Origin of the sequence: Rheinheimera pacifica (genome assembly GCF_024809855.1) — a bacterium.
Lineage (GTDB): Bacteria > Pseudomonadota > Gammaproteobacteria > Enterobacterales > Alteromonadaceae > Alishewanella > Alishewanella pacifica_A.
On record NZ_JANUEM010000010.1, the window covers coordinates 151,176 to 164,222 of the forward strand.

Annotated in this window: 10 protein-coding genes; 3 read left to right on the forward strand and 7 right to left on the reverse strand. The window is 46.5% G+C overall.

The window, feature by feature from the left end:
- Window positions 1–94: 94 nt before the first annotated feature.
- Complete coding sequence (locus M2404_RS13820) at window positions 95–2,956, reverse strand: TonB-dependent receptor plug domain-containing protein (protein ID WP_259240335.1); 2,862 nt, start codon at window positions 2,954–2,956, stop codon at window positions 95–97.
- A gap of 313 nt (window positions 2,957–3,269) precedes the next feature.
- A complete protein-coding gene (gene rsd, locus M2404_RS13825) occupies window positions 3,270–3,755 on the reverse strand; it encodes a sigma D regulator (protein ID WP_259240336.1) in 486 nt (161 codons plus the stop codon).
- Window positions 3,756–3,898: 143 nt separating this feature from the next.
- Here rsd and nudC point away from each other — a divergent pair, with 143 nt between their 5' ends.
- Window positions 3,899–4,693, forward strand: a complete 795-nt coding sequence (gene nudC / locus M2404_RS13830) for an NAD(+) diphosphatase (RefSeq protein WP_259240337.1) — start codon at window positions 3,899–3,901, stop codon at window positions 4,691–4,693.
- A 296-nt stretch (window positions 4,694–4,989) separates the two neighbouring features.
- Window positions 4,990–6,069 (forward strand): uroporphyrinogen decarboxylase, encoded by a 1,080-nt coding sequence (hemE, locus tag M2404_RS13835; protein ID WP_259240338.1) that lies wholly within the window; start codon window positions 4,990–4,992, stop codon window positions 6,067–6,069.
- A 52-nt stretch (window positions 6,070–6,121) separates the two neighbouring features.
- Here hemE and M2404_RS13840 read toward each other — a convergent pair whose 3' ends face one another.
- The 3 genes from M2404_RS13840 to M2404_RS13850 all read right to left on the reverse strand — a co-directional run bounded on the left by M2404_RS13840 (window position 6,122) and on the right by M2404_RS13850 (window position 10,244).
- On the reverse strand, window positions 6,122–7,486 hold the full coding sequence (locus M2404_RS13840) for a TonB family protein (protein WP_259240339.1): 1,365 nt from the start codon (window positions 7,484–7,486) through the stop codon (window positions 6,122–6,124).
- Window positions 7,487–7,614: 128 nt separating this feature from the next.
- The gene (sthA, locus tag M2404_RS13845; RefSeq protein WP_259240340.1) at window positions 7,615–9,039 is read right to left on the reverse strand and encodes a Si-specific NAD(P)(+) transhydrogenase; all 1,425 of its coding nucleotides are present in this window, start codon (window positions 9,037–9,039) and stop codon (window positions 7,615–7,617) included.
- Between the two features lie 86 nt (window positions 9,040–9,125).
- The gene (locus M2404_RS13850) at window positions 9,126–10,244 is read right to left on the reverse strand and encodes an acyl-CoA desaturase (RefSeq protein ID WP_259240341.1); all 1,119 of its coding nucleotides are present in this window, start codon (window positions 10,242–10,244) and stop codon (window positions 9,126–9,128) included.
- A 98-nt stretch (window positions 10,245–10,342) separates the two neighbouring features.
- Here M2404_RS13850 and fabR point away from each other — a divergent pair, with 98 nt between their 5' ends.
- Window positions 10,343–10,951 carry an HTH-type transcriptional repressor FabR gene (fabR, locus tag M2404_RS13855; protein ID WP_405047786.1) on the forward strand — a complete coding sequence of 203 codons (609 nt, stop codon included), beginning with the start codon at window positions 10,343–10,345 and terminating at the stop codon, window positions 10,949–10,951.
- 16 nt (window positions 10,952–10,967) lie between these two features.
- Here the strand turns inward: fabR and trmA are convergent, their stop codons facing one another.
- Both trmA and M2404_RS13865 read right to left on the reverse strand, forming a co-directional pair.
- Window positions 10,968–12,062, reverse strand: coding sequence for a tRNA (uridine(54)-C5)-methyltransferase TrmA (trmA, locus tag M2404_RS13860; protein WP_259240342.1), 1,095 nt, complete (start codon window positions 12,060–12,062; stop codon window positions 10,968–10,970).
- A 130-nt stretch (window positions 12,063–12,192) separates the two neighbouring features.
- The gene (locus tag M2404_RS13865; RefSeq protein ID WP_259240343.1) at window positions 12,193–12,678 is read right to left on the reverse strand and encodes an RNA recognition motif domain-containing protein; all 486 of its coding nucleotides are present in this window, start codon (window positions 12,676–12,678) and stop codon (window positions 12,193–12,195) included.
- Window positions 12,679–13,047 lie beyond the last annotated feature (369 nt).

Consider the following 13,047-nt stretch of genomic DNA (forward strand, 5'->3'; position numbering starts at 1 on the left):
AAGTCAGCCGCCTTGAACGGCAATACGCACAAAATTAATACATTACTCTGTTATGAAGAAGCCCCGCATCGCGGGGCTTTGCTATCAGATGCTATTAAATACTAAAGGATGCACGCAGATACCAATAACGGCTACCTGGCATATCATAGGTTGATGGGTCGTAACCGTTCAGTGAGCATGACAAGCAAATTGGTGGCTCTTTGCCAAACAGGTTATTAACACCAAAGCTTAATTGCATACCAGACAGTATTGCATCTGTACTCCAACTGACCTGCGCATCATGGTATGTCGTGCTGCCAAGACGGTTCTGGCCGGTAGACGGGTTGTTTCGGCAAACTGCAAAACTGGCTGCATCGCCACAGCTTTCTTCTAAATCACTGGTGTAACGCATTGTCCAGCTGGCTTGCCAGGCTTCATGTTGCCAGTTCAGAGCTAAGTTACCGCTCCACTCTGGAATGGCCGTATCATTCACTTCAATACCGACAGTTTTCGGCTGACGCTGGCCGTTGGCATCAAGCACTGTATAGTCTTCAACCAGGGTTGCTCTTAACCTGACATTGAATTGTCCGAACGCAGTTTGGGGTAATAACCAACCAATATCGAAATCCAGGCCGGAGGTTTCTATACTGCCAATATTGGTCAGAGTATTATTAAACTGATCAATCGCCCCCAACTGGTTACGGCCGATACCATCACAAAAGGTGTCAGACAGCGTTTGCACACACAAATTAAGCTGGGTTTGCGCGTCCAGCGCCTGAATGGCGCCTTTAAGTTCATGTTGATACCAACTGATACCAATATCTAAACGCTCTGACCAGGATACTGAGCTGGCGTATTCCGGGCTGTATACCATGCCAAGGTTGTAACTGGTGGAGGTTTCTGGTGCCAGCTCGCGATTACCACCGGTAACAACACTGATTTGCGGATTCGGCTGCTGATAGTTTGCTGGTACACCAAGTGCTGCACAGTTTGCTGCAACTGCGGCTGTTGGAGTGGAGCAGGGATCGGATAATACTGCATCATAGCCACTGGCGGCGCCGAATAATTCGCCGATATTAGGCGCACGGAAGCCTTCAGACCAACTGCCGCGAAACAGCAATTCATCTTGCATCAGCCAACGGAAACCTACTTTGCTGGTTGTTTCGCTACCAAAAGTAGAGTAATCAGAGTAGCGGCTGGCCAGGCTGAGGTCTAACTGTTTTGCCAGCGGCATATCGGCCAGTAAGGGTACGTTTAGTTCAACAAAGAGTTCGTTAACATTAAGTGAGCCTGAGGTAGGCGAAGATACTACGCCATTATATTCGCCTGCTACAGTAAGGGCATCCGGCATGTATTCGCCGGTGTATTTGCGATACTCCCAACCTGATGCAAAGCTAAGTGCTCCGGCGGGTAACTCTATAATGTCGCCGGTAATGTTGGCGGAATACAAACTAAGTTTGTTTTCGCTGGTATCGCGGACAACCGGTTGAATATAACCAAGCATATCGGTGGTGATGCTGCCAACCCCGAAGATATTTAGCGGTACACAAGCCGGATCCGCCTGGCAAGTTGCCAAAGGCCCCAGTGCGGTAGCAATACGCCTTGCATTGTAACTGCCGAAGTTATCCTGCTTGGCGCGGTTGGTGCTATAAGCAGCGTTGACATCCCAGTAATACAGGTTACCGGCTAATTCAAGCTGGCCTTCAATACCTGAGCCAATATAGAAGGTGTCTACACTCTGCTTAAAGCGTCTGGCTCCGCCTTCAAGCGGGCGTTTGCCTGCCAGTATCAGGTTGGGATCGTCGCCTGATGCTATCAGGTCAAAACCAAATGGGTTGTATGGATTGTCAGCCGCTATGGTCAAATTATCCATCCAGTAGTTGCTTGGCGAGAAAGTGCCAATAAACATAGGTTCAGCGGCTGCCTGATTTACGCTGCTGCGCTGATTGTATAAAGCGCGTAGGTACCAGTTGGTATCCGGTGTAAATTCATAACGTTGCTGAGCGTAAAGTGACACTCTTTTGTTCGGTGTCTGCAGCAGGTTATAACTGGAATAGTTAAAGCGATCTGCTGTGGTGAAGCAGTGAAAGTCATCGGTGCGATCACAGCTATCGCCGAGGGTGGGATCGTAATTCGGGCTGGTAATGCCGGCGTTTGGTACTAAATCTAATGAAGCGCCGGTATTGGGATCATTGATAATAAAACGGCCGCCAGGAATAGCTGAGCTGCCAAAAGCCAGGCCGGTGCCAGGTACTGGCAGACTGGATTGAGCTCTGGTGTCTGCAGCAACAGACTTTTGTTCGTTGTAGCTGGCCGCCATAAAATAGCTGTGTTTGTCACTTTCGCCGCCAAAACTTAGTTCAAAAGTGCTGGTATCACCATCACCTTTACTAAATTGGCCAAAGCTGGTGCTAACAGTTGCACCAACTGCTGAGCGGCGGGTAATAATGTTAACCACACCTGCTATGGCATCTGAACCATAAATTGATGAGGCACCGTCTTCCAGCACCTCAATGCGTTCAACAATTGCCAGTGGAATGGTATTTAAGTCTACCACGCCGCCCACCCCGGATGCTGAGCTTTCATTTACCCAGCGAATCCCGTCAACAAGTACCAGAACACGCTTAGCACCGAGGTGGCGTAAATCAACTGTAGTGGCACCGGCGCCAACTCCACCACCATCGGGCGGAAAACCGAAATTGCCGCTGGAGTTGAATTTAGTATTCAGCGCAGAACCGGAAGCGGTAATATTTTGAATAATATCGCCAATTGAAGATAAACCCGAACGGTCAATGGCATCGCGGTCCAGAATTTGTACCGGGCTGCGGCCTTCAAGCTCTGTTTGCTTAATCCGGCTGCCTGTTACCTCGATACGTTCAACACTTTTATCGGCTGTTGTGTCTTGAGCTTGAGTCGCTGTTGGTGCAAAGGTGATAGCACCAAGCACACTCAGGTATATCGTTGAATAGGAGCGCATGCAGTATTCCTTATTGTTATTTTTACAAATTACTACTGACAACATGGCTGGCTCGGTTTTCACCAGACAACTAGCAGGTACAGAACTCACCTTAAGATAAGTTCAGAGAGAATCTTAGCTAAGAGTAGTTATTTTGTAAAAAAAGTTTCATTAAGGTTTTTATAGTGTTTATTTTGTGGCTTGTAATCTTAGGGGGGCAGTTTAACAAGAAATCAGTAGGGAACTTATAAGTATCACAGACGAAAACAGCACCCTCTGGCGCTGCTTTATTTAAGCTTAAACCAGCTTGAGGGTGGTTGTTATTCTAGCTTGCTCAGGCAGAAACATTACTGTCAGTGTGCTTTTCATACAGAGTGTTAATAAGTTCATCTTCGTAAGCAAAGCGCTCTTCCAGTGCCTGGCCCAGTTCAGACAACTCACGATCAAATGCTGCACTATCTCTTGTACTCAGATGGTCAGCGTATAAATCATTAAAATTCAGTGCCAGATCAGTAGAAACAGCAATTTTCGGATACAGGCTGTCAGCCAGTTTGCGGCTGTCTGTGCCGTTTACCGCGCATTCAGAAACAATACGTTCATAAACTTCGAAATGTCCGGCAGATAAATAATCTACCAGCAGTTGGCAAAACTCCTGCACTGCGATTTGCGTAGGCAAAGTAGTGCGTTTGTTGTCAAAAGGCGGTAATGCAGCCAGCTTACAATAACTGACAATAAGTTGTTGGCGCTCATCCAGCCAGTTGTCTATGGCGGTAAGCGAACCACCCCATTTTTGTCGCGCGGTCTGCACACGGGTGTACATTGCCTTCTCCTTCAATGCAGCTTTTGCTGCAGTTAACTCTAATTAAATGAATTTCGCACGAAAGATCAACCGTTTTTTTATTGGTCAGCCCAGTGAACGGCATTATGATAGCGCGAACTACAGGGTACAGCAGAGAACCACTTATGATCAAACACAGTATCAGCTTAACGCCAAATCAGCACGGGCTCTGGTTTGTTGTGAATCGGGGCCGTATCTGGGTTAATGCTGCGCGTAAGCTCCCGCAAGGCAAGCTAAGCGCATTAACCCTTTCAGCAGAGCCTGAGCAGATATGCCGGCTTGGTGAGCTGGCAGGCCAACAAGCCTATTTGCTGGTTAACCATGACCATATTGCAGATGAAAATGATTGGGTATCGCCAAGAGACTTGCTAAACGAAGGAGAGCAATTATTCCATCTGGCAGCCAGAGCGGTGCAGGTAGCATTATTTTTACAAACCCATCGCTTTTGCGGCCAATGCGGCAGTGCTATGAGCCTGGTCAGTTGGGAGCTGGCAGCGTTATGTAGCAAATGTGGCCATCGCTGTTATCCCCGCATAGCGCCTTGTGTGTTGGTGGGTATTGTAAAAGACAAACAAATCTTGCTGGCGCGCTCCAGCCGGCACCGTAAAGGTTTTTTTTCTATTCTGGCAGGTTTTGTTGAATCTGCTGAAACGCTGGAGCAGGCGGCTGTACGCGAGGTAAAAGAGGAGGTAGGTGTTGAGATCACTAATTTACGCTATGTTGGCAGCCAGCCGTGGCCGTTTCCGCATTCATTAATGACAGGCTTTATTGCTGACTATGCCGGCGGTGATATTGTCTGCCAGCCACAAGAAATAGAAGAAGCGCATTGGTTTGATTTGGCTTCTTTACCAGAGGTGCCGCCAGTACAAACATTATCAGGGCAAATTATTCAGCAGTTGCAGCAAATTGCAGGCAAATAAAAACGTCCGGAAAGATTTTTAACAATGCAAAGCGGTGGCCCGAAGGGGGCTGCGCCATGAATGGCAGCAAATAAAAAAGCCACATAAAGTGGCTTAACTAAATGGTTTGCATGGTCCCGTTTAAACAGGCTTCTTGCTTGTTATTCTTCACTAGCGCAGCAATGTTATAGCAGATCGATTTGTTGATGACAAGCGCCTAGCATAAAAAACCTGAACGTAGCATTTACAGCGAAAACATGGTCGCTGCGGCTACAGAGTGTTAAAATAGCGCCAATCCTGTGAATGGCGGACAAACTATGCAATTAAAAAATGATAGGTACCTCAGAGCTTTACTCAAACAGCCGGTAGACAGAACACCGGTTTGGATGATGCGACAAGCAGGGCGTTATTTACCTGAATACCGTGCAACCAGAGCACAGGCAGGTGATTTTATGTCGCTGTGCAAAAATCCGGAGCTGGCGTGTGAAGTGACATTACAGCCGTTACGCCGTTATGCACTGGATGCAGCAATTTTATTCAGTGATATTCTGACCATTCCTGATGCCATGGGCCTTGGGCTCTATTTTGGCGAAGGCGAAGGCCCGAAATTCCAACGGCCAGTACGCGATTTTGTTGATATTGCCAATCTGCCTGTGCCGGATCCAGAGCAGGAACTGCGCTATGTGATGGATGCAGTGCGTACTATCCGCCGTGAACTGAATGGCAGTGTGCCGTTAATTGGCTTTTCCGGCAGCCCCTGGACTTTAGCTACCTATATGGTTGAAGGCGGCAGTAGCAAAACCTTTGGTACCATCAAAAAGATGATGTTTAGCGAGCCAGAGGCCTTGCATCTGTTGCTGGATAAGCTGGCGCAAAGTGTCGTGTTATATCTGAATGCGCAAATAGCTGCGGGTGCTCAATCGGTGATGATTTTTGATACCTGGGGCGGAGTGTTAACGCCGCGTGATTACCAGGAGTTTTCGCTGGGCTATATGCAGCAAATAGTCAACGGTTTAACCCGTGAAGCAGACGGCCGTAAAGTGCCGGTAACGCTGTTTACCAAGAATGGTGGTATGTGGCTGGAAGCCATTGCTAATACCGGCTGCGACGCGCTGGGGCTGGACTGGACCATCAATATCGGTGATGCAAAAGTTCGTGTTGGCGATAAAGTGGCGTTGCAAGGCAATATGGACCCGTCAATTTTGTTAGGTTCACCAGAGCGTATCCGTCAGGAAGTGCAAATGATACTGGATGGTTTTGGTCAGGGAACAGGTCATGTGTTTAATCTGGGCCATGGCATAACACCGGATGTAGATCCTGAACGCGTCAGTGTCTTTATTGATGCTGTTCATGCGTTTAGCCGCACATATCATATGAATACTGAGTTGGCTGAATAAGCAGGATCCCCCCGGTATTAAGCCGGGGGGATCTTAACATGCTAAAATATTGTTAGTTTGTGCTGGTTGCGACAGTTTGGTAATCGGCGAGTAAATCTTCATAATTTTCAATGCTCCAGTTACGCCGTTTTGCTTCTTCTATTGCTTGCTTGAGCATTGATTCGCCACGGCTTTGCTGGCCCAGTTCAATAAACGCAATACCCAGAATAGACAACAGAGTTGGGTTGGCTGCATCTGCAGTACGGCCTTGCTCGGCCAGTTTGATGGCTTTTTCCGGATCCCGTAACGTAGGATCATCAGACATCGCCAGCAAAGAGGCATACTCGGTTATTGCAGGTATGTAATGTTGCTGTGCGGCGCTTTCCAGATAACCGGCAGCTTTACGCGGGTTATAATTAACGTTATTACTGTCCAGCAGCTCCTGAGCCAGTAAATAGGCCGCTTTTGCATCGCCGCTGTCTGCCGAAATCGCCAGCCAGTTCAACGCTTTGCTTGGGTCTTTATCACAGCCATTGCCGGTAATTAAGCATTGCGCCAGACGATACTGGGCAGGCTGGTACCCGTTAATGGCAGCTTGCAGATACCAGTTAACAGGGGAGGGGTCGGTAACAATATTATTTTCTGCCAACACTGCGTGCAGGTACTGATATTTAGCAGATTCAGCTTTAGCTGCGGCCAAAATGGCATCGGTATACTCCTGGCTGTCGCGCTGAAATTTGCGGGCTTGTGCCCCTGCAGAGCTTTTTACTCTGAAGGTATGTGATTGTAATTCCATCCGAACGGGGACGCCGTATAAATCTTTGGGCGGTTCAAACCGCCAGCTTTTAATAGCATCCAGCACATATTCATTAATCCCATCAATGGGAAAACTGGCAACTACATTAGCGTTTTCTATTGTGCCATCTTCTGTCACATCGTAATGGACCACAGCCCATGCGGCGACACCTGCGCGCTCGAAATAAGATGGATATTTAGGTTCTGGCTGATGCAGTATTTTTAACCTGCTGCTGGTATTGACATAACGGTTGGCACTTGGATACAGGTTACCTGACAGAGCCTGTTTGCCGTATTGGTTGTTTAGCGCGATATACACTTCTTTACCAGCCAAGCGTGAAGGAAGTTTGGTGCGTAGTTCCTGATATTGTTTATCTGCTAACGGGTGTTTAGCGTCACGGGCAATCAGGGTCCAGGCGTAGGCGAGTTTTATATCTGCATCTACACCTAAACCCTCAGCATACATTCTTGATAATAAATACTGGGCCTCCAGGTGGCCAAGCTCTGCCAGAGACTCAAGCTTTGGTTTGGCCTTTGCGTATTCCTGTTGCTCGAATAATGCTTTTGCTGTGGGGAAATCAGCCTGTACCTGAAATGAAATTATCAGCCACAATAATGCCAAACTATACCGAAGTTGCAGCATAAAACTTTCCCGTAAACTATTTGTTTAATTATTATGCAATTGAGTTTACAACGATTTATCAGGCAAAACAAAAATATATATAGCAACGAAATTAAATTATTTAGTCATTAAATATCATTATGTTATGGCTAAAAAAGCCGGTTAAGGCCATTCAGTGCTGCTACCCGGTATGCTTCTGCCATAGTGGGGTAGTTAAAAGTAGTATGCACAAAATACTCCAGAGTATTGCCGCCATTTTTCTGCATCATAATTGCCTGGCCAATGTGTACAATTTCTGCAGCACGTTCACCAAAACAATGAATACCAAGTATCTCTAAGGTATCGCGATGAAATAACAGTTTTAAACTGCCCACACTGGTATTGGCAATTTGCGCGCGGGCCAGATGTTTAAACTGGGCGCGGCCTACTTCATATGGAATTTTTGCTGCAGTAAGTTCCTGCTCCGTTTTGCCAACAGAGCTCATTTCCGGGATGGTATAAATACCTGCAGGGATGTCGGCAATCAAGTGGCCATCCAGGTTGCCTTTAACAATGGCTTCGCCTGCTAAACGACCCTGATCGTATGCTGCACTGGCTAAGCTGGGGTAGCCAATAACATCGCCAACGGCATAAATGTTATCTATGCTGGTTTGATACTGTTTATTTACTTTAACCAGGCCGCGGCTGTCTGATTCCAGGCCTATTGCAGCTAAATTCAACATGTCAGTATTACCGGTGCGGCCATTGGCAAACAAAAAACAATCAGCTTTCATTTTCTTGCCGGATTTTAGGTGCAGTACTACGCCGTCATCTTTACCTTCAATGCGATCAAATTCTTCGCCATGGCGGATAGTCATACCAGAGTTCCAGAAATGGTAACTTAGTGAATCTGAAATCTCGGTATCCATAAACGACAGCAACCGGTCACGGGTATTTACCAGATCTACCCGAACACCTAAGCCGCGGAAAATCGAAGCATATTCACAGCCTATAACCCCTGCGCCGTAAATAATAATATGCTTGGGATCGTGTTGTAATGACAAGATGGTATCTGAGTCATAGATCCTGTCGTGGTTAAAGTTGACTTCCGTAGGCCGGTAGGGGCGTGAGCCGGTGGCAATTACAATGGTTTTGGCACTAAGCTCAAAGCAACTGCCATCATCACTGCTGATACTCAGATTGTGGTTATCAATAAAACGGGCTTCGCCCTGGTATATTTTTACCAGATTACGGTCATAAAAACCGGTTCTGAGGCGTACTTGTTTGCGGATAACGCCGGCGGCATGTTTTAAAATTTGCGAAAAAGTAAGTTTGGTATGTTGTTCATCCAGTTGAAACAAAGGGTTTTCATTAAATTCTATCAGACGGCTAACCGAGTGGCGTAGCGCCTTTGAAGGGATAGTACCCCAATGTGTGCAACCACCGCCGACAGCATGGTAACGCTCAATCGCCGCTACTTTAAGCCCGCTTTTGGCCAGATACATGGCCGCCCCTTCACCACCAGGGCCGGTACCTATAACAATGGCATCAAAATCAAAGCTGGCTTTTTTCGGGGTCGTTTTTTTTGCACTCACGTGGATAATCTCACTGATTTAACTGACTTAAGTCTGAGCATATCAGGTATTAGATACAAAAAAAGAGACCGAAGTCTCTTTTTTGGTTAAGCAAAAGCATCTACCAATCGCTGCCAGTGCTGCTGCTGTTGCTGTAAATGTTGTTTGAATTCATTATATTTATTTTTAAAATCAACAGCTTGATACTGTGCTACCAACTTGTCTTTGCGTTGTAGCAATAACTGTTTCTTTATACTGTAGTAATCCTGCATTCTGGCCAGTAACAGTTCATACTCATGCTGTAATAACTGTAGCAATTGTTCTGCATTTGGCCGCTTACGCACATTATCCTGTGCCCGTTTAAGTTGCATTTGCAATCTGGCTTGCTCAATCCTTTCTTCAGGAACAACCCTAAGGTTGGCCGTTAACTTTAACCAGGAAGCTGATTTGATAAACCATTTTGTTGGGTCAAATTGGTACCACTTAATACCATTACGATAATCATACTCAAAGATATGATGGAAGTTGTGATACCCCTCACCATAGGTAACAAAAGCCAGTATACCGTTATCGCGGGCAGAATTTTTTTCTGTGTAAGGCTGTGAGCCCCAGATATGCGCCAATGAGTTAATAAAGAAAGTAAAATGATGGCTTAATACCAGCCGCAGCACACCGGCTAGTAATAACATGCCCAGAATATTGCCACTGATAATACCTAGTAATAATGGGATACCAAAGTTAGTTACTATCGTCAGCCACAAGTAGTTGCGATGTTGCCACATTACAATCGGGTTTTTCTGCAGATCACGTACATTGTTGTAGTCTGGTTTTTCTACATTTTCATAATCACGCAGCATCCAGCCAATATGGCTATACCAGAAACCACGGCCGGCAGAGTAAGGGTCTTTATCATTGTGATCGACATGACGGTGATGCACGCGATGGTCAGCCGACCAGTGCAGCGCACTGTTTTGCAGGGCAAAAGCGCCGCCAATAGCATAGAGCCATTGTAATGCAGGATGCGCGTCATAAGTTTTGTGGGCCCATAGCCGGTGATAGCCTGCGGTGATAGACATACCGCAATAGCCTAAGCATATAATGGTGGCAATAATCTCGAACCAACCAAAACCAATAGTTAATGCATACCAGGGCACACCGATGGCAGCAATCAGGGTTGTGATGGAAAACAGCAGAACGTTAGTCCAGATAATGGGCGCTTTTTTCATAAATTCCACTTTAGCTTACAACTGTTCGCTCATTCTACTGGTCACAACCCCCGGGTCAAGGTATAAAATAGTGCTTTTCGCTGAATAAAGGAATATCTGTGTCCAGAGCCGAGCAGAAAGAGCGCACCCGCCGCGCTATTATAAATGCCGCTTTTTCTCAATTGAGCGCTGATAAAAGCTTTGCCAGCTTAAGCTTACGTGAAGTAGCACGCGAGGCGGGTATAGCGCCTACATCGTTTTATCGGCATTTTGCTGATATGGATGAATTGGGCCTTACCCTGGTAGACGAAGCTGGTTTGATGCTACGCCAGTTAATGCGCCAGGCGCGGCAACGTATTGAGAAAAACGGTAGTGTTATTCGCACCTCTATTGAAACTTTTATGGAGTTTGTTACCGGCAACAGTAACGTGTTTCGTTTATTGTTGCGCGAACGTTCGGGTACTTCTGCTGCATTCAGGGGCGCAGTGGCCCGCGAGATCCAACATTTCGTTGCTGAACTTGCCGAGTATTTGCGTAAGGAAACCACCTGCCCAGACGAGTTAGCCAGAGCACAGGCAGAAGCCATGGTAATATTGGTTTTTCATGCCGGAGCTGATGCACTGGACGCACCCCCAGAGCAGTATAACTATTTAACCAGCCGCACCATTACCCAATTACGTTGGCTTACCCATGGTGCCGCTGGCTCAGGACGTAAGTTTAAAACCTGATGTGCAGCGGATTTGCTCAGCTCTGGCGTTTATGCAGCCAGACACCGCTTTCAATATGGTGGGTGTAGGGAAACTGATCAAATACGGCCAATTGCACTATGTCGTGTGTTTTAGTCAGACTTTGTAAGTTATGTGCCAGCGTTTGCGGGTTGCAGGAAATATAAATAATATCGTTAAAGCGGCTGACCAGTTGTTCGGTGCCGGTATCCAGGCCTGCACGTGGTGGATCTACCAGTACAGTATTCAGTTGCATGTCTGTTAAATCCAGTTGTTTTAGCTTAGTGCCCTGCAAGAGCGCTGCGGCTACATCCTCAGCGGACATTTGCAGCACCTGTAAATTATCTACGTTGTTCAGCGCTATATTATACTGCGCCGACTTGATCGAGGTGCGGGAGATCTCAGTAGCAACCACCTTATTAAAACTGGGTGCCAGAGCGATAGAGAAGTTACCGTTGCCGCAATATAGCTCCAGTAAATCTCCGGACAGTTGCTGAGCGATCTTTTTTGCCCAGCCCAACATATGCCGGTTTACTTCACCGTTAGGCTGAGTAAAGCTGCCCTCTACCTGTTGATACTGTAAAAGCTTGCCATTAAAGTCGAATTGCTCCGTTACGTAGTCGGTGCTTACCATCAGCTTTTGCTTACGCGAACGGCCAAGAAACTTCACATTATATTGCCCGGCCAGTTTATCCGTCAGTTGCTTAGCCTGCTCCAGCCAACTGTTGGTTAATGGCCGCTTATAAATAAGTGAAACCAGCAACTCGCCGGACAGGGTAGCTAAATAATCTACCTGATATAGTTTATAGCGCAGCTCGTGGTTAAACTGAATATTTGCCAGCAGCACTGGCATAAAATCGGCAATAGTGCGGCAGGCTACCGGAAAATGGTCAATACGTACCTTGTCGCGTGTTTGCGAGTCAAACATTGCATGATAAATATCATCACCGTTGTGCCAAATGCGGAATTCTGCCCGTAAACGGTAATGATCAGCTGCAGAGCGGAAGATTTCTGCTGCTGGAGCACTAAAATCGGATAGCAACTGCTGTACAGCGGTAACTTTATCTTCAAGTTGCTGTGAATACTGCTCGGGGAAAACCTGACCTACGCTCATTTATCGCTCTGCTTAACCAAAACGGCTATTTTAAGACACGGAACCGTTTGAGCCAACCACGAATATTCGCAGGGCGCTAATTAGCATTAAAAAAGGGAAGCCAACGCTTCCCTCGTCTGATTACTAATGCTTACTCTTCAGTGTCGTCAGCATCCTGACGTTCTTTTGCTTCACGCACTTTTAATGTGCGTTCCTGAAAATTAAAGTCATTTAACTTCTGGATCATTTTATCGCCATCTTTAGCCGCAACCTCAACGAAACCAAAACCACGGCGACGGCCAGTTTGCCGGTCTTTCATTAAACGCACATTAACGACAACACCAAAACGCTGGAATAACTCTTTTACAGCATCTTCGTTGGCGCGATAAGGCAGGTTACCTACATATAAAGTAGTCGTATCACCTTTGTAGTCAGTTAAAGGCGAAGTTGAAGCGGCTACGCCGGCACGACCTTTCACATCCACTAACACCGGCACCAATATGCCAGCTAACAATATACCAATTACCACGAAAATTTCCTGTGTAAACCCCAGCACAGGAAGAAAGGCAAAGCCAAGATAAGCCAACACTGCTAATGCCAGTGTATAAGGCAAAGAAGCACGTAAAGTGGGTAACATAATAATATCCTAAGCACTTAGTTCTATTTATCGGAATGCTTTAATAAGATAAAGCAGCCTTATCTTAGCGGTTAGGTAATAAACCGCAACCATAAACAACAGCTTGTTTGCACTCAATTTGTATCTAAAACATGCAAAAAGCCCATTTAGTAAGCAAACAGCACGTAAAACCGTATTATTTACTAAATAACCGCTTGCAGGTCTCCTAAAAGGCCCTATAATGCGCGCCATGCCACGGGGCGCTGCAGTTTGGGTGCTTCAGGTGAGTCAAAATGGGTCGCAAAAATCTTTTAAAAAGACGCTTGACAGACTGGTTTAAATCACTAAAATGGCGCCCTCGCTTCACGGTGGTGGTTAACACGGTGAAAT